The following is a 17,280-nucleotide window of genomic DNA, read 5'->3' as shown; positions in this document are numbered from 1 at the left end:
CGGTAGATCACGATTTCCGCCGACGGCGCGGTTCGCTCTTAGGATTGTGCTTCCATACACACGTCTAAGAGAATAGTATTCTCGTGGCGAGAAAGTTACAATCTCCGACACATGATCCGTGAGGGGGTCGAGCGCAGCGATGTCACGGCGTTCTCCGGTACAGTCCAATCATGTTCTCCCCTCGCGGCAATCAGCTGAGCCGGCCGTGACCAGCCCAAGCGAAGAGCCGGCCTGGAAGCAGCGCGCCGTCGAGAGGTCCATCAAGACCGCGAAACTGCGGGCCGCGCAGCGCGTTCAGCGCTTCCTCGACGCGGCGCAGGCCATCATCATCGAGAAGGGCTCGACGGACTTTACCGTGCAGGAGGTCGTCGACCGGTCCCGCCAGTCATTGCGCAGCTTCTACCTGCAATTCGACGGCAAGCACGAGCTGCTGCTGGCGCTGTTCGAAGACGCCCTGAGCCGGTCAGCCGACCAAATCCGCGCCGCTACGGAAAGCCAGGCCGACCCTCTAGAGCGCCTGAAGGTCGCCGTCCAGCTCCTGTACGAGGCTTCCCGTCCGGACCCGACCGCCCAGCGGCCGCTGTTCACCGACTTCGCGCCGCGGTTGCTGGTCACACACCCCGCCGAGGTCAAAGTCGCGCACGCCCCCCTGTTGGCTTTGCTGACCGAACTCATGGAAGCGGCCTACGACGCCGGTAAATTGCGCGCGGGTGTCAACGCGAAGCGAATGGCCGCGATGACCATGCAGACGGTCATGTTCATCGCGCAATCCAGCGGCGGCTCCGATGACGCCACCGTTCATCCCATCACCAGCGAAGAGGTGTGGGATTTCTGCTCGCGCGGATTCGTCGGCTAGCGCGCAGCGCAGCGCCACCACCCCCGTGCTGGAACTGATCAAATACCGCACGTCATTTGCTGCTGAGAATCAGATTCTCTAATATTTAGAATCGCGAATAGCCAAAACGGATTCGTCGTTGACACCCATGACGGGGTGGTGACAGAGTGCAAAGGCGGCGAGATCCGCGACCCCGGGGGACGCGGTTCCGGCTGTTCTGCGCTGAGGCGTGCGATCAATAGTCAGGAGTTGAGGTAGCCATGACCGGACGTGTTGAGGGCAAAGTCGCTTTCGTCACCGGAGCGGCGCGCGGTCAGGGCCGCAGCCACGCGGTGCGGTTGGCCCAAGAGGGTGCCGACATCATCGCCATCGACATCTGCAAGCCCATCCGGGAGGGCGTCACGGACACCGCCATCCCGGCGTCGACGCCCGAGGACCTTGCCGAAACGGCCGACCTGGTCAAGGGACACAACCGCAGGATCGTCACCGCCGAAGTCGATGTGCGCGACTACGAGGCGCTGAAGGCCGCGGTGGACAGCGGCGTCGAGCAACTCGGCCGGCTCGACATCATCGTGGCCAATGCCGGAATCGGCAACGGCGGCGACACCCTGGACAAAACCAGCGAAGAAGACTGGACGGAGATGATCGACATCAACCTGGCCGGAGTGTGGAAAACCGTGAAAGCCGGTGTGCCGCACCTCCTGTCGGGTGGCCGGGGCGGTTCCATCATCCTGACCAGCTCCGTCGGCGGGCTGAAGGCCTACCCCCACACCGGTCACTACGTCGCTGCCAAACACGGTGTCGTCGGATTGATGCGCGCCTTCGGAGTTGAGTTGGGGCAGCACATGATTCGCGTCAACTCGGTGCACCCGACCCATGTCAAGACGCCGATGCTGCACAACGAGGGAACCTTCAAGATGTTCCGCCCGGACCTAGAGAACCCTGGTCCCGACGACATGGCGCCGATCTGCCAGCTGTTCCACATCCTGCCGATCCCGTGGGTGGAGCCGATCGACATCAGCAATGCCGTCCTGTTCTTCGCCTCCGACGAATCCCGCTACATCACCGGCGTGACCCTGCCCATCGACGCGGGTAGCTGCTTGAAATAGAGTTCCGTCCCATGGACGGATTTGAAGGTCGCGGAACGGTCGTCACGGGCGGTGCGAGTGGTATCGGTCTGGCGACGGCCACCGAATTCGCCCGCCGAGGCGCCCGCGTGGTGCTCTCCGACGTCGATCAGCCCGGCCTGGAGCAGGCGGTAAACCACCTGCGCGCCCAGGGATTCGACGCGCACGGCGTGGTATGCGACGTCCGGCATCTCCACGAAATGGTTCACCTCGCGAAAGAATCTTTCCGCCTCCTCGGCCGGGTCGACGTCGTCTTCAGCAATGCCGGCATCGTGGTCGCGGGTCCGATCGCGCAGATGACCCACGACGACTGGCGCTGGGTCATCGATATCGACCTGTGGGGCAACATCCACGCCGTCGAGGCGTTCCTGCCGAGGCTGCTCGAACAGGGCACGGGCGGACACCTCGCGTTCACCGCGTCCTTCGCCGGCCTCGTTCCCAACACCGGCCTTGGGGCGTACGGCGTCGCCAAATACGGTGTGGTCGGCCTGGCCGAGACGCTCGCCCGCGAGGTAAAGGACAACGGCATCGGCGTTTCGGTGCTGTGCCCGATGGTCGTTGAGACCAAGCTGGTCTCGAACTCGGAACGGATCCGCGGTGCGGACTACGGGCTGTCGTCTTCGCCGAAGGCGGCGGACGGGACGCTACCGACTCAGGACGAGGGCGTCGGCGTGGAAAATGTCGCCCGGTTGACGGCGGATGCGATCCTGGCCAACCGCCTGTACGTGCTGCCGCACGAGGCCGCACGCGCGTCGATCCGCCGCAGGTTCGAACGCATCGACGGCACCTTCTCGGACCAGGCCGCCGAGGGGTGGAGCCACTAGCCGGACGGGCCGAGCCGGTAGGCGCCCGTATTCGGGTCGTGATACCAACCGCTCGCCGCGTGGGTGCCGCCGTCGACGTGCAGGGTCTGCCCGGTCAGGTAGGCCGACATGCCGGACGCTAGAAACACTGCGACGCTGGCGATTTCGTCGACATGGCCGGGTCGCCCCAGCGGCACGACGTGGCCGATCCCGGTCAGCGCTGCCTCGCCGCCGAGCTGCGCCAGCCCTTCGGTGAGCGTGATATCGGGTGCGATCGCGTTGACCCGGATGCCGTGGGGCGCCAGCTCCAGCGCCGCGGTCTGGGTGTAGTTGATCACGCCCGCCTTGGCCGCCGCGTACGCCGCATAGCCCGGTGCGGCGCGCACGCCTTCGATCGATGTCACCGAGACGATGCTGCCGCCGATGCCCGCCGACACCATCTGCCTCGCGATGCGCTGAGTGCATAGCAACACGTGGCGCAGGTTGGCCCGGTAGAGCGCATCCCAACCGTTCTCACTGGTTTCCAACAGCGGTGACGAAAACACCCCTCCGGCGTTGTTGACCAGGATCGTCGGTGTGCCGAGTTCGGTGTTCGTGCGCTGCAGCGCGTCGTCGACCTGGCTGCTGTCACGCACATCGGTCACGATGCCCAGGGCGCCAATGGATTCCGCTGTCCGCGCACAGGTCTGCGGATCGCGTTCCCAAATCGCCACTGACGCGCCGAAGGCGGCGAGCCCCGCCGCGATACCGCGACCGATGCCCGCTCCCCCGCCGGTGACCACCGCCACGCGGCCGGTGAGCATGATGTCCGAGGGATCGATTGCCATCTTCTCATCACATCGCCGGTGCGCGGCCGATAACGCCGTCGGCTTGCAGTTCGGCGATTTCCGAGTCGCTCAACCCCAGCTCGGCGAGCAATTCATGGTTGTGTTGTCCCAGCAGCGGCGCGTGCTGGGTGTGGAACTTCGACGGCCCGGCGGACAACCTCATCGGCACGGTGCTGAGCCTAGCCGGGCCGTTCACCGGGTGGTCGACTTCCTCGAAGAAGCCGCGAAACGCCAGCTGATCCAGTTCTGTCTGCCGGTGCGGTTGCATCACCTTGGCCACCGGAACGCCGGCGTCCCACAGAGTTGCGACGATCTCGTCGCCGCTGCGCCGCTCGCACCACGTGGCCAATCTATCGTCGATAGCGTCCTCATGCTCTCTCCGACCCTGGGCGGTGGCCAGCCCGCGATCCGTTGCCCACGAGGGCGATCCGATCGCCGCGCACAACCCCTCCCACTGCTCGTCGGTGCTCACGGCTATCGCGACCCAGCTGTCGGGCAGGCCGAACTCGTCGATATCGGCGCAGCGGTAGAGGTTTTGCGGCGCCGCCGTAGGTCCTCGGTTGCCCGCGCGTTCCAGCAGCGCCCCGTAAGCGGAGTATTCGATGACCTGTTCGGCGGCGATGCTGAGCGCGGCGTCGACCATCGCCGCTTCGACGAAGACGCCTTGACCGGTCCGCCGCCGGTGCTCGAGCGCCAGCAGCAGCGCGTTCACCGCATGCACGCCCGCATTGGGGTCACCGATCGAATATGGGTCGTAGGGTGTGCGGTCGGCGTACCCGGTCAGCCACGTCAATCCGGACGCGGCCTCGATGACATACGCGAATGCCGGGTTGTCGCGCCATGGGCCCTCCAGGCCGAAACCCGGCATCCGCACCATCACCACGTCGGGCTTAATGGCTTGTACCGCGGCATAATCCAGACCCATCTGATCCAGTACCCGGGGTGTGAAGTTTTCCACGACCACGTCGCAGGTCTCGATCAGCCGACGCACCAGCTCCCGGCCGCGCGCGCTCTGCAGGTCCAGCGTCAAGTCTTTCTTGTTGGTGTTCAGCGCCGCGAAGATCGGCGATTTTTCCCACCACTGGTCCTCGGTGACGGGCACGCCGGCGATCAGTCGTGTGCCGTCGGGACGGCGGGCGGACTCCACGTGGATGACCTCGGCGCCCAGCATCGCCAACAAATGGGTGGAGCACGGGCCTGCCCAGAATGTTGTCATATCCAGCACGCGAATCCCACTCAGGGGCAGTCGATTCGCGGACCCCGCGGGGACGGGGCTGGGGTTCAGATCTGCGGTCCGGTACTGCGCCGTGTGCTCCCCCAGGCGCGGCGCCGGTTGCGGCCGGCGCAGCAGCGGGGGACGCATTCGGTAGGGATGGCTAGGCTGCTCGAACCGGCCGCACGGGTCTTTGACGAACGAATCGCGTTCACGGAACTGGTCGAGCGAGGCGATGTTGGCGCCGTTGGCAACCGGAGCGTTGGGGATCCGAAAAGCGGTTGCGAGTTCCCGTATCTCGTCGACCGTGTTGCTTTCGAACCACGCGTAGATCTCGTCGGCATTGAGGTTGGCCCGCTCGGTGATGGTCAGGTCCAAGTCCTCGTCGATCCATTCCGGGTGGCCGATCATCGCGCACAAGTCGAACCACTGCTGCGCGGTCCCGCAGCCGACGTCCACCAGTCCGTCTTTGGCGCGCGCCACGCCCGGGACGGTGAGTCGCCGCGCGTCCCGCCATGGCCGTCCGAGCATCTCGAAATAGGTGACGGGGTAATAGGTCAGAGACAAGATTTGTGTTTCCAGCATCGACAGGTCCAGAAGTTCGCCCGGTCCACCGCCGATTCGGCCGTACCGCGACGCCAGCATCGCCGCGCTCGCGTACGCCCCGGCCAAGTACTCGCCGACTTGTCCGCCCACGAACACCGGCGCGCGGTCCGGCTCGCCGCGCCCGAGGCCGACGATGCCGCCCGACCATGCCTGCAGCGTGAATTCTGTGGCCGCCCGATCGTGCCAGGGCCCCTCCAGCCCGAAGGGTGTGATCGACATGACGGTGAGGTGCGGATGGCGGCGGTGGATCACCGCTGGCTCAAAGTCCGCGTGCTCCGCGACTTTCGAGCCACCGGACCACACCACCGCATCCGCGGCCGAGAGCAGCCGGTCGACCAGCTCGACGTCGTCGTCGATGCCTGGATCCGCAATGACGCTGTGTTTTGATCCGGCCAGAAAGCTGAACAACGCCCCGTCGCTGCCGGGAGCTATGACGGCGCCGGAGGCGGACCATAAACGCAGTGGGTCACCGTCCGGCGGTTCGACTTTGACGACGTCTGCTCCCCCGTCGGCAAGCAGCTTGGTGCAGTAGGCGCCCGCTATTCCGGTGGATAGATCGACCACGGTATAGCCGGCCAGCGGTGGTTCGACAGTGGGCTCCGCCACTACCGCTTCCGCTTTCGATCGGGCTCCTTCTTGGCGCCCCTGCTCTTGCGGCCCTTCTTGCTCAGGCGCCATTCCGGGGGGAACTTGTCGTCGTTGTCTTTCACCGCTCCGCCCAGGCCCCGGTCGATGGCATCGCCGAGTGTGAAGTCGTCGGCACCGTCCGGCCGGACGCGGCCGCCCATCGACTCGAAGAATCCGCTGAGCATGCTGCCCATGTACTCGCCCTGAAACTGTTTCATGATCTCGAAGAAGACCTTCTGCATGAACACCGTGTCGGTGGGGCGATTGCGTGCGCAGGCCAGCGCGTACCTCTCCACCTCCGCTTCGAGCTCGCCTCTGGGAACCACGCTGTTCAGAAAGTTGCAGTCGTACATCTCCGCCGCGGTGAAAGCCCTTCCGGTGAAGACCATTTCCTGGAATTTCCGGATTCCCATCGTCTGCGCCCACCACCACATTCGCGGCCCCCAGCCGTAGTACCGGAAGGAGGGATGCCCAAAAAGCGCATCGTCGCTGGAGATCACCAGATCCGCGTCGGCCGCCTGGTAGAAATGCCAGCCGTAGCAGTAGCCCTTGGCCTCGAGGATGCTGATCTTCTTGAAGTCCTGCAGGCCGCGTATCCCCGAGTTCGGGTTGGCGTACCACTGGCCCAGGGTGGCGCCCCGGCGAAACGAACCCTCGGGGGGAAAGGTGACTTCGTCCTCGCCGATCCGGTACTCGGCTAGCCGCTGGTTCTGGTCCGCCGAGTTCTGTGCCGCCAGTTCCTCGATAAGATCCGCACCCGAGCCCAGATCCTCGCCGGCCCCGCGGACCACCAACACCTTGACCTCGTCGTCGACGGAGGCGCGGTGCAACAGGTCGGCGTAGCGCAGCCGGGCGGCGATTGTGGGCGCATTGAGTTGGCCCGGCCGATCGAACGTGATGGTGGCGATGCGGGTTTCGGCGTCCTTGTGGTACCTGATGATCTCTTCGGCCGACGGACCGGACTGGCCGGACATGGCTATTCGTGCCACGACGGGCTGGAAGTCAGCACCTCGGGACCCTCGGGGGTGATCAATACCGCTTCCCGTCCGAAGACCGCGCCGATTCCCTGTTCCCAGACGTAGCCAGTCACGGCCAGCACCATCCCCGGCTCCAACCGTTCCTCTGCGGCCGTTGCGGGCAGGTGGCTGGAGATCACGGGCGGGTCAAAACCCATGCCCAGTCCTCGGGCCACCGGCATCGGCGGTGCCGCCTCCCCCGCCGCCCGGTAGGCGTCCAGCAATTGGCTTGCCGCCGCCCCGGATTGGCATGCGGCTAACAGCCTGTCCCACAGGCTTTCCCAGCGTCGATACAGCGCGGCCGCGCCGCGGGCCGCACCCACCGGCCAGGTGCGCCCCACCTCGCCGATGTAGCCACCGGCCAGCACACCGGCCGAGAACGCCACCAGGTCGCCGTTTTTGACCCTTCCGTCGCTGTTCGCCCGCCGCCACGGGTGATCGGGTGACGTCACCCATGCGACATCCTGATTCGACGGGGTACTCACCCCGCCGGCCGCGACGGCCTCCAGCAGAACGCCGGCCAGCGCCTGTTCGGTTACGCCGGGCCGCAGTTCGGACACGGCGGCGGCCAAACCCGACTCGGCGACCGAGATCGCTTTCCGCAACGACACCACTTCTTCGGCCGTTTTGACGCGCCGGGCGGCGCGCATCGCCAGTTCGCCGTCCACGAGCTCCGCGTTGGGAAACGCCGTCGGCAGCAGCTGCGTGAACACCGGTGATATCGCGTCGGTTCCGACGCGCCGGGCGGTCGCGGCGCCATCGATGCGCTGCAGCGCCGACATGGTGTTCATCGGGTTCCACGAAATGCCGTAGAGGTTCTCGTGTGGAATGTCATCCGGAACGCCTTCGTCCCACGTGCTGAGCAGATGGATCGCCCCGGTCGCGCGCACCAGCACACACGTCGGGCCGAACGGCCGGGTGCCGGCGACCCACAATTGCGGTGCGCCCGTGACGTAGCGGACGTTGGCTTGGCGACCGAGGACCAGGACGTCGAGGTCGTGCGCGGCCATCTGATCCAGCACACGCCGGCGGCGACCCGAACGCAGCGCGCGGTCGTCGGGCAGGACTTCAGTTGCCATAGGGGTCATAGGGGTAGTCGGTCAATCGGATCCAGCCTTCCTCGGTGATCACCAGGACCTCTTCACTGCGGTAACCGCCGGTGCCGTCCTCCCACACCACGGGCTCCAAGACCAGCACCATGCCGGACTGCAGGACGAAGTTCTCATCGAACTCCTGACCGAGATCCGTTCCTATCATTGGCATTTCGGCCGCGTTCACGCCGATTCCGTGACCCAGGTAGAAGTGCGGCAGCCACGGCTTGCTACCACCATTGGCCTTGATGGCCGCCCGTCCCAGATCTGCCGCCGTGGCGCCGGCCTTGGCGACACCCAGGACGGCGGACATGATCTCGAACCATCTGTCGAACTGCGCCTGCTGACGCGGCGACGGGTCCTTGCCGACGATCCACGTGCGTCCGAAGTCCGAGCAGTAACCGTGGTAGGTGATGCTGACGTCGGTCCACAACACGTCGCCTTCGGCCAGTTCGCGCTCGGTGCTCAGCAGCGGCAGCGCCAGGTCACCGTGTGTGGTCCACACGCCGTCGGCCTTGCTGGGCGGCATCACCTGCCAGATCGGTTCGAGCATGCTGGCCGTGGCGCCCAACTCGAAGGCCCGTCGCAAAAAGCTTGCCGACAGGTCGATTTGGCGAATTCCCGGCGCCAACCGCTTGTGGACCTCGACCATCGCCTCATCGGTGATCCGGATGGCGGTGCGCATGCACGACAGTTCATCCGGCGTCTTCACCGCCTTGGCGGCACTGACGATCGCGCCGGCATCGACGGGCGCGCCCCCGGGGAACAACAACTTCGTGGCACGCGACATGGCGCCGGTGCACTCGTCGACCGCGATCACCGCTTGGGCGGGAATCAAATCGGCCAACAGGCGCGCGAAGTCTTGGACACCCTCGTCGAATTCGAGATATACCGGCCCATGCACGTGGTCGGCGGGCAGGTCCGACTCGAGCGAGGCGCCCTCGCGGAACGGCAGGAACAAATGCGGCCACTCGTCCCCGGCGAGCACCACTGCGACTGGGCGCTCCACATAGGACAAACCCGCATCGCCGAGCGGCCAACTGGTTCCGGTGGCGTAGACCACGGCGCTGTTGCCCAGCAGAATCAGTGCGTCGACGCCGCGGTCGGCCATTGCCGAGCGCAGCCGCGTCCCGGTCTCACGGCGCATGCGGCCCAGGTCGGGCGTCTCGGGGATCACCAGGCTGCTGGTACCCGCGCCCGCTTGCGCGAACGTTGTCATCGGACCATCCCTACAGGCCCAGGAACTTCGTGACGTTGCCGCTCACGATCTTCGCGGCGTCCGCGGGCCCGACGGCGTCGACGACGGCGGCCAGCGACTTTTCGGAATAGCCGTAGGTGCTTTCGTTGTGCGGGTAATCGCTGGACCACATGACCTTGTCTACACCGATCTTGTCGATCAACTGCAGGCCGAGCGGGTCAACCATGAACGACGCGCTCATGTGGTTGTCCCAGTAGTACCGCACGTCGTGCTGCAACGGGCGGTTGAACATGTGCTGGTAGGACGCGACCAGGTGTTCGGCGTCCTGCAGCGCCCACGGGACCCAGGCGATGCCACCCTCGAACCAACCGATCCGCAGACCCGGGTGGTCATCGAGGATTCCGCCAAAGATATACTTGGAGAACGTCTCCCGGAAACCGTCGATGTTGATCATCATCCCGACGACGACGCTGTTGAACTCGGTCGGGCTTTTTGGCGGCGTTTCCCCGATATGGTGCGTGACGGGAAGACCGGCGGCCTCGATCTCGTCCCAAACCGGCCTCATGGACGTGCTGGAGTAGTCGATCGGATTGCCGTCGTCGCCCTTGCCAGGATTCAGGGGCATCAGGAAAGTCTTGAGACCCAAGGACTTCAGCTCTTCCAGGGTCTTGCGCGTGCCCTGCGGGTCCCACCAGTTGATCAGCCCGGCGCCGTAGAAGTGGCCGTTGGAGCGCTCCTGCAGCTCGGCGATGTACTCGTTGTAGATCCGGAATGCGAGTTCGCGGAGGTTCTTGTCCGGGTAGTGAAAGAGCGCCAAAACCGCGTTGGGGAAGGCCAATTCTTTGTCGACGCCGTCGTCATGCAGTTCCTGGATGCGGGCCTCGATGTTGGTGCTCGCCGCCCCGGGCAGGTCGTCGTATTGCATGAGCACCGCACTGAAGTCACCCGGCAGGAACGACTGCCCCTTGCGGCCGACCTGATAGGCGCCGTCCTCGTACCAGATCCGCGGCGCCTTGTCCTTGAGGTCGTCCGGAAAGCGTTGGTAGAAAATGTCGTCCGCCAGCGAGATGTGGTTGTCCGCGGAGAACACGACGGTGCCCGCCGGCAGGCCGATGTCCGCGCCCGAGGCGTGACCGCGGCGATCCTTCGGGGCACCGAAGCCTCCAGGCGGGTAAAGCGAAACCGGGCTTGTTTGAGTCGTCATCATTGACCCTCCATTCGGATCGGCATTTTGAGAGTAGCGACCTGGGGGCTACCAGGTCACCGGAAGTTCGTAGACGCCGTAGGCGAGTCGGTCGTCTTTGAAGGGCACGTCCTCGAGGGGGATGGCCAGTTCGAGCGTCGGGACACGGCGAAACAGGGTGCGGTAGACGATTTGCAGCTCGGCGCGGGCGAGCTGCTGCCCCACGCACTGATGCCGGCCGTATCCGAAGGCGACGTTGCGGTCGGCCCCCGAGCGATGCAGGTACAGCCGGTCCGGTTCGGGGAATGCGTGCGGATCCCAGTTGGCCGGGGCCAAGTCGATGATGATACCTTCGCCGGCGCGGATCGTTTCCCCGGCGATATGGATGTCTTCGAGCGCGACGCGGCGCTGCCCGTTTTGAATGATGCTCAGGTAGCGCAACAGTTCTTCGACCGCGCTGGCGACAACCTTGGGGTCCTCCGCCTCGCGAATGACGGCCAACTGGTCCGGGTTCACCAGCAGGGCGAGCACCCCGAGGCCGATCATGTTCGAGGTGGTCTCGTGTCCGGCGATCAAGAGCCCGGTGCCCAGCTGAGCCGCCTCCTTCACGCTCAGTTCGCCCGCCTTCACCCGCTCGGCGAGGTCGGAAACCGCGTCCTCAGCGGGGTTTTCCATCTTGGCCTCGACCAGCTGGGCCAGGTACTTATTCAGGGTCATGGCGCCTTTGACGGTGTCTTCGCCCGTCGCGTAACGCGCGAGACCGACGTTCGCGTGGTGCTGGAACATGTCGGCGTCTTCGTACGGAACCCCGAGCAGCTGGCTGATCACCAGTGACGGGACCGGCAACGCCAACGCGGTGACCACGTCGGCGGGTTGAGGTCCGGCCAGCATGGCGTCGATGTGGTCGTCGGTGACCTGCTGGATGGTCGGGCGCAGGCCCTCAACGCGCTTGAACGTGAAAGGTTTCGACAACATGCGCCGGAATCGGGTGTGCTCTTCCCCGTCGGCGGTGAAGACCGACCGCGGACGCTTTTGCACCGTGGACAACATGCCCGCATTCCAGTGCGGAAACCCGGGCACCCGGTCGTCAACGCTGACTCGCGAATCCGAGAACAGCTCCCGCACTTGCTCATAGCCGGTGATGAGCCACGGTGTGCTGCCGTCCCAAATCCGGACTCGCGACAGCGGTCGCTCTTCGGCCAGCGCCATGACACCCGGCGGCGGGGCGAAGGGGCAGCGCGCTTCCCTCGGCATCGGATAGTCCGGTATCTCTGCAGCCGCCTCGGCCGCGGAAGTGTTCGTCAGCGCTTCTGACATCTTTCTCATTCCTCGATGTGAATGGCCAGTGCGGGGCACGCCGCGGCCGCTCGCCGTGCGCCCTCGGCCTGTTCGGCCGACGGATTGGGGTTGAGCAGAACCACGACACCGTCCTCGTCGCGCTGGTCGAACACCTCGGGCGCATTCAGCACGCAGTTACCCGACGAGGCGCAAACGTCCTGGTCGACAGTCACTTTCATCTGCAGATCTTTCACTCGTACGGCGTGACGGGCGCCAGCCACATGCCCACGATCGCATCGATGAGACCTGATGCGGCGGCCCGCCAGGAACGCTGGGGTGGCGAGGCGCCCGCGGCAAGCGCACGTTCCCGATCGGCGCAGGTGTGCATCAACAGGTTGCGGGCCATGATGTTTCGCTCGAAATGAACTTCGGCCGGCAGGTCGGGCAGGCAGCGGTTGATGCCCTCGACAACCTGAACCAGGGACGGCGAGCTGAGAGCGCCCTTGACGATGATGTTGTAGTACGCGGGATCGGTCATCGCCTGGGCCGCAAAACGCGCGTACCAGGTGGGATTGCCGAGCTCCTCCAGATGATCGGTGAGCGGCCGCACCAGGCAGGCCACCCAATCCCTCATCCCGGGGGAGCCGCCCGAGTCGACCAGCTCGGCCACCATCTGCTCACGCAGCTGCTCGACCGGCCCGCGGTGCTTGTGTTCGATCGCCCGCACCAGGTCGGCCTTGGTGCCGAAGTGGTAGCCCACCGCGGCGTTGTTGCCCTGGCCGGCGGCCTCGCTCACCTGCCGGTTCGAGACCGCGAACATTCCGTGCTCGGCGTACAACCGCTCGGCCGCAACCAGGATCGCTTCCTGGGTGGAACTGGCCCGCTCCGTGCGAACGGTCCGGCCGATGGTGGTCACCCGGTCAGTCAACCGCGCCCCAACGATTAAGTCAAGCGATTGATTTAATTCAGGACCGCATCGGCCAGTGAGCCGTCGCTTCGGTGTCACATGGCAGACAGCGGGTGACAAAGGTCCCTCGCCAGCCTCATCCCCGGTGGGTCAGGATGGCTTGTTGCTCGGCGGCGACGTGACGGTGTCAGGACGGTGAACATCGGTGGGGGTAGGCGTGTTGTCAGCCAACCGGGTATCGGCCATCGAAGGATCCGCGTGGTTTCAGTCGAAATGGGCGCCGTACCTGTTGGCCGATGCTGACTGGCGGATCCGAGCGGTGAACGCCGCATGCGAACGCGTGTCAGGGCACCCGCGGGAAGGCATGCTCGGGCGCCAGCTGTTCGACGTCTTCCCGGACAACCCCGCCGATCCGGAAGCGGACGGCGTGGCCAACGTCTCCGCGTCACTGGAGTTGGTTTTTCGCCGAGGCGTCCGGCATTGGCTGGGGGTGCAGCGTTACGACATTCCCGACTGGCAAAATCCGGGCGAGTTCATCTACAAGGTGTGGACGCCGATGAATTCCCCGATCAAAGACGGCAAGAAGACGATCGCCGTGCTGCAGCACGCCCAGGATGTCACCCGCGTCGTGCCGCCGACGCCCGCGGAGCGCGCGTACCCCAAACTCTTCGAGTTGAGAAGGGCGGCCGAGGCGCTGGGGCGCCAGTTCCCCGACCTCCCCAACGAGGCGGTGCTCAGCGTGCTGACGCATTCCCACAGCGTGATCATGGAAAGCGCTGGCGTGCAAGACCTTGAGCGCGCCGAGGCGCTGGCCAAGCTACGGCTGGAAACCCATGCCGGACATCCCGCCGAAGGGCTCTGACGCCCACCCCTCAGTCGCTCTTACGCGACTCTTTGCGGGGGCGGATCACCTTACCGGCGGAGGTCCCCCCGTCTACCGGTAGCACGGTTCCGGTGACATAGCGGGACCGATCGGTGGCGAAGTACAGCGCCGCCTCGGCAACGTCGTCGGGCGTGCCCTCCCGCTTCAGCGGCCGGTCGTCACGCATCCCCTCGCGAATCCGAGCCTCGAAACGCGCCAGCTCATCAGGGTCCACGTCGACCGCCGACGACGCCAGGATGGGCGTGGGGATGCTGCCCGGCGCGATGGCGTTGACCCGAACCTCGTAGCGCGCCAGCTCAATTGCCGCGGACTTGGTGAACTGGATGACCGCGGCTTTCGATGCCCGGTAGATCATCACCCCGCCGCCCGCCTGGATGCCGCCGATCGACGTCAGGTTGATGATCGAACCGCCACCGCTTTCGGCCATGTGACGGGCGGCATCTCGGGTGCCGGCCATCACGCCGAGCACGTTGACCCCCATCACCCGGTGGAAATCGGCGAGGTCGTCGTCCAGCAGTCGGCGCAGGGGGCTCGAAATTCCGGCGTTGTTCACCATGACGTGCAGACCACCGAACTTCTCGACGGTGGTGGCGACCAGCGCCCCGACCTGTTCGGGATCGGAGACGTCCGTCTGCCGGAACAGGGCGTCGGCACCCAATGTGGCGGCCAACTCCTCGCCCCGGCCCGCCTCGATGTCGGCGATGACGACCCGCGCCCCCTCGGCCAGAAATCGTTCCACTATTCCGCGACCGATGCCGGACGCACCGCCGGTGACGATGGCAACCTTGCCATCCAATTCGTTGACCACCCGACGAGTTAATCGGGGTCGCGCGCATTAAGTCAAGCAGTTGATTTAAGGCAGCCGGGGACGACTCGGCGGTATACCCATTCATTTCCCCTGCCTTCAATCGTTCGAGCAGTAGTGGGATGCTGAATCCGCCAGTTCTGTACTCGGGAGGGTTAACAATGAAGGTATTGGTTATCGGGGGGAGCGGACTCATCGGCTCGCAGGTCATCGCCAATCTGACGGAGCTGGGCCATGAGGCGGTCTCAGCCTCACCTCGCTCGGGCGTCGACTCTGTGACCGGCCAAGGTCTCGCCGAAGCCGTGGCGGGTGTCGACACGGTTGTGGACGTCTCCAACTCGCCGTCCTGGGCCGACGACGATGTCCTGAACTTCTTCACCACATCGACCAAAAACCTTCTCGCCGCGGAGCGCGCCGCCGGGGTGCGGCACCACGTCGCGCTTTCGATCGTGGGTGCCGACCGTACCCAGGAGAGCGGCTACATGCGGGCCAAGGTTGCCCAGGAGAAGCTGATCGAGGAATCGGGACAGCCATATTCCATCGTGCGGGCGACTCAATTATTCGAATTCGTCAGCGGGATAGCCGATTCCGCAACCGACGGCGACACGGTTCGCCTGCCGCATGCGGCGTTCCAGCCCATCGCCACAGAGGATGTCGCGACGGCCGTCACCCGCGCGACGACCGGCAATCCGACCAACGGCGTCACCAACATCGCCGGCCCCGAAAAGCTGGGCATGGACGACTTCGCCCGCGCCAGCCTTCAGGCAGACGGCGATGCACGCCAGGTCGTGACCGACCCTACAGCCCCCTACTACGGCGCGGTGCTCGACGACCACAACATCGTTCCCACCTACGGCGAAGACCCGACGATCTACCCCACCAAATTCAGCGACTGGAAGGCCGCTCAGACTTCCAGCAGTGCACATTAGGCGTCCGGAAGGAGCCGAGGGGGTCGGCACTGATGCCACGAGTTGCGTTGATCACCGGAGCCAGCCGGGGAATCGGTGCGGCGACCGCGCGGGTCCTCGCTGAGGACGGATTCCGGGTGGTGGTCAACCATCGCGCCAGCGGCCCGCAGGCGGAGGAGGTGGTTGCCGGCATCACCGCGGCCGGCGGCGTAGCCGTCGCCATCCGGGCCGATGTCACCGTGCCCGGTGACGTCTCTGCTATGGCCGACGAAATCACCCAACGCTGGGGCGGGGTCGACGTGCTGGTGCACAACGCGTTGATACCGTTCGCCGTCACCTCGTTCGCCGACCTCGCCTGGGAACAGCTCGGCGGCAAGCTGGACGCAGAGCTGCGTGCTGCGTACTCGCTGACGAAGGCCGTTGTGCCGGAGATGATTTCCCGGGGTTACGGCCGCCTTATTTTTCTCACTACTGGACTGTCCCGGCGTACCCGCGACGGCATGATCGCGTTGGGCACAGCGAAGGCGGCCCTGGACCAGTTCGTCCGATATGTTGCACTCGAGCTCGCACCGCACGGGATCACCGCTAACCTCGTCGCACCAGCCACCGTGAGCGGAACAACGGTGACCGAGCAACTCACGTCGGAGCGGATGCGTCAGCTCGGAGGCCGCACCGATGGGACGACTGGTAACGCCGGAAGAGGTGGCTCACACGATCGCGTTCTTGGCGAGTGATAACTCCGGTTTCACCACCGGACACTATCTGCCGGTCAATGGCGGCCTCGCGATGGATTAAAGCGGACCATGCACACGATCGACCTGGCGTATGTCGAGCGTGGTATTCACGAAGAACTGGTCGCCTATGTCGCCGACCAGGAGGGCTACTTCGAAGCCGAAGGTGTCCACGTCGCCGTCAGAGACGGAATCTGCTGGGACACAGAGCGTCTGCGCTCGTGTGCCACTATCGGGCTCGGCCGGGCCCTGCTATCGCGCTTGACTGATGGCATCGAATGGACGGTGCTGAGCGTCAATACCCACCGTCCGTTGTTCTGGTTCCTCGGCGGCGCCGGGGTGACATCCATGGCGGACCTTCGGGGACGCCGGCTCGCGGTTCATGCGCCGCACACCGCCCCCGGCTGCTTCGCACGGATCGTGCTACGCCGGCACGGCCTTGACCCCGACCACGACCTCGAGTGTGTGGTGCGCGCGCGCCCGGCGACTACCAGATGGATTTACGAAAGCTGCGGGATAAATCGATCGATGCGGCGTACGTCGGAAGCACCCTTGACCCCGACCAGGTCGCCGAGGAGGAAGGGTTCCACGCGCTGGCCTGGGTGGGAGATCATCTCCAAATTCCCACCGTCGGGGTCGCCGTGGATCCGACCTACCTTCCGATCGACGCCCCGGCGGTGCAAGCCGTGGTGCGGGCCAACCAGCGTGCCCTGAAGACGATGGCGGACCGCCCCGATTTGGCTATCGGACACATGGCGTCGTTCTTGAACCGGCTGACGCGCGCCGAACTGCAGCGCCACTACGAGCACTACATCGGTCCCCACTTCACCGCCGACGGCCAGGTGGACCGCGACATCGCCCAGCGCGCGCTCGACACGGTCGCGGCTGAACTCGGCATCGCTTCGGCATCGGCCCAGCGGATCTACCAGCCCGCCCACTAGTCATGCACTTACGGCGTTGGTCGAGGGCGACCCCCGACCACGCACCATTGACTTCCTAACCAACTTTTGGTGCCATCAGTTGCGCTCCGCAGACCGCATGAACGCGATATAAGACATGAAGACGAGTCGAGCAAACCGCGAGGAGCGATCAATGCCTGTGCAACCCACACGCGGCGCCCCCTTCGAGGAAACGCGGCTCACCAGGCGCGGATTCATGGCCGCCGGGTGGCGTCCCAGGAGCGGTGTAAAAGTGGTCTGACATAGGTTCCGCTCGCTTGCGTTGATGATCCTATGCGGTGGC

The 17,280-nt window shown here is 65.3% G+C and carries 18 protein-coding genes; 8 read left to right on the top strand and 10 right to left on the bottom strand.

Going from position 1 to position 17,280, the window contains the following annotated elements; translation table 11 throughout:
• The first annotated feature begins 205 nt into the window (after positions 1–205).
• The 3 genes from AWC17_RS13015 (at position 206) to AWC17_RS13005 (ending at position 2,786) form a co-directional block, all read left to right on the top strand.
• A complete protein-coding gene (locus AWC17_RS13015) occupies positions 206–856 on the top strand; it encodes a TetR/AcrR family transcriptional regulator (RefSeq protein WP_046183829.1) in 651 nt (216 codons plus the stop codon).
• Between the two features lie 239 nt (positions 857–1,095).
• Positions 1,096–1,944 carry a mycofactocin-coupled SDR family oxidoreductase gene (locus AWC17_RS13010; RefSeq protein WP_046183828.1) on the top strand — a complete coding sequence of 283 codons (849 nt, stop codon included), beginning with the start codon at positions 1,096–1,098 and terminating at the stop codon, positions 1,942–1,944.
• A gap of 11 nt (positions 1,945–1,955) precedes the next feature.
• On the top strand, positions 1,956–2,786 hold the full coding sequence (locus AWC17_RS13005) for an SDR family NAD(P)-dependent oxidoreductase (protein ID WP_046183827.1): 831 nt from the start codon (positions 1,956–1,958) through the stop codon (positions 2,784–2,786).
• On the opposite strand, the gene AWC17_RS13000 is transcribed toward AWC17_RS13005, so the two are convergent.
• The 9 genes from AWC17_RS13000 to AWC17_RS12960 are packed head-to-tail and all read right to left on the bottom strand — an operon-like array spanning position 2,783 to position 12,720.
• Entirely contained in the window at positions 2,783–3,592 is an 810-nt protein-coding gene (locus AWC17_RS13000) for an SDR family NAD(P)-dependent oxidoreductase (RefSeq protein WP_046183826.1), read from the bottom strand. The two genes, AWC17_RS13005 and AWC17_RS13000, sit on opposite strands and share 4 nt — an antisense overlap.
• Before the next feature lie 7 nt (positions 3,593–3,599).
• On the bottom strand, positions 3,600–6,017 hold the full coding sequence (locus AWC17_RS12995; RefSeq protein WP_231588566.1) for a CaiB/BaiF CoA transferase family protein: 2,418 nt from the start codon (positions 6,015–6,017) through the stop codon (positions 3,600–3,602).
• On the bottom strand, positions 6,017–7,012 hold the full coding sequence (locus AWC17_RS12990) for an enoyl-CoA hydratase/isomerase family protein (RefSeq protein ID WP_046183825.1): 996 nt from the start codon (positions 7,010–7,012) through the stop codon (positions 6,017–6,019). Before AWC17_RS12990 ends, AWC17_RS12995 begins: the two co-directional genes overlap by 1 nt.
• Positions 7,013–7,014: 2 nt before the next feature.
• Positions 7,015–8,133 (bottom strand): M24 family metallopeptidase, encoded by a 1,119-nt coding sequence (locus tag AWC17_RS12985; protein ID WP_046183824.1) that lies wholly within the window; start codon positions 8,131–8,133, stop codon positions 7,015–7,017.
• Entirely contained in the window at positions 8,123–9,364 is a 1,242-nt protein-coding gene (locus AWC17_RS12980; protein ID WP_046183823.1) for a M24 family metallopeptidase, read from the bottom strand. Before AWC17_RS12980 ends, AWC17_RS12985 begins: the two co-directional genes overlap by 11 nt.
• Before the next feature lie 10 nt (positions 9,365–9,374).
• Positions 9,375–10,547 (bottom strand): amidohydrolase family protein, encoded by a 1,173-nt coding sequence (locus AWC17_RS12975; protein ID WP_046183834.1) that lies wholly within the window; start codon positions 10,545–10,547, stop codon positions 9,375–9,377.
• 48 nt (positions 10,548–10,595) lie between these two features.
• Positions 10,596–11,843, bottom strand: coding sequence for a cytochrome P450 (locus AWC17_RS12970; RefSeq protein ID WP_046183833.1), 1,248 nt, complete (start codon positions 11,841–11,843; stop codon positions 10,596–10,598).
• A 5-nt stretch (positions 11,844–11,848) separates the two neighbouring features.
• Positions 11,849–12,043 carry a ferredoxin gene (locus AWC17_RS12965; RefSeq protein ID WP_046183832.1) on the bottom strand — a complete coding sequence of 65 codons (195 nt, stop codon included), beginning with the start codon at positions 12,041–12,043 and terminating at the stop codon, positions 11,849–11,851.
• 11 nt (positions 12,044–12,054) lie between these two features.
• Positions 12,055–12,720, bottom strand: coding sequence for a TetR/AcrR family transcriptional regulator (locus AWC17_RS12960; RefSeq protein WP_046183822.1), 666 nt, complete (start codon positions 12,718–12,720; stop codon positions 12,055–12,057).
• A 196-nt stretch (positions 12,721–12,916) separates the two neighbouring features.
• Between AWC17_RS12960 and AWC17_RS12955 the strand changes: the two genes are divergently transcribed.
• Complete coding sequence (locus tag AWC17_RS12955; RefSeq protein WP_082123005.1) at positions 12,917–13,573, top strand: PAS domain-containing protein; 657 nt, start codon at positions 12,917–12,919, stop codon at positions 13,571–13,573.
• A 10-nt stretch (positions 13,574–13,583) separates the two neighbouring features.
• Here the strand turns inward: AWC17_RS12955 and AWC17_RS12950 are convergent, their stop codons facing one another.
• Positions 13,584–14,402 (bottom strand): SDR family NAD(P)-dependent oxidoreductase, encoded by an 819-nt coding sequence (locus AWC17_RS12950; RefSeq protein WP_046183821.1) that lies wholly within the window; start codon positions 14,400–14,402, stop codon positions 13,584–13,586.
• 158 nt (positions 14,403–14,560) lie between these two features.
• Between AWC17_RS12950 and AWC17_RS12945 the strand changes: the two genes are divergently transcribed.
• The 4 genes from AWC17_RS12945 (at position 14,561) to AWC17_RS33485 (ending at position 16,979) form a co-directional block, all read left to right on the top strand.
• Positions 14,561–15,328 carry an SDR family oxidoreductase gene (locus AWC17_RS12945; RefSeq protein ID WP_046183820.1) on the top strand — a complete coding sequence of 256 codons (768 nt, stop codon included), beginning with the start codon at positions 14,561–14,563 and terminating at the stop codon, positions 15,326–15,328.
• Positions 15,329–15,360: 32 nt separating this feature from the next.
• Positions 15,361–16,041 carry an SDR family NAD(P)-dependent oxidoreductase gene (locus AWC17_RS12940; protein WP_231588565.1) on the top strand — a complete coding sequence of 227 codons (681 nt, stop codon included), beginning with the start codon at positions 15,361–15,363 and terminating at the stop codon, positions 16,039–16,041.
• The gene (locus AWC17_RS34175; protein WP_264055912.1) at positions 16,010–16,102 is read left to right on the top strand and encodes a hypothetical protein; all 93 of its coding nucleotides are present in this window, start codon (positions 16,010–16,012) and stop codon (positions 16,100–16,102) included. Before AWC17_RS12940 ends, AWC17_RS34175 begins: the two co-directional genes overlap by 32 nt.
• 430 nt (positions 16,103–16,532) lie before the next feature.
• Complete coding sequence (locus AWC17_RS33485; protein WP_231588564.1) at positions 16,533–16,979, top strand: substrate-binding domain-containing protein; 447 nt, start codon at positions 16,533–16,535, stop codon at positions 16,977–16,979.
• Positions 16,980–17,280 lie beyond the last annotated feature (301 nt).

It is taken from the genome of Mycobacterium nebraskense (assembly GCF_002102255.1).
In the GTDB taxonomy this organism is placed as follows: Bacteria; Actinomycetota; Actinomycetes; order Mycobacteriales; family Mycobacteriaceae; genus Mycobacterium; species Mycobacterium nebraskense.
The sequence above is the reverse complement of the archived record's forward strand: the minus strand, read 5'-3'. Positions and strand labels throughout refer to the sequence as shown.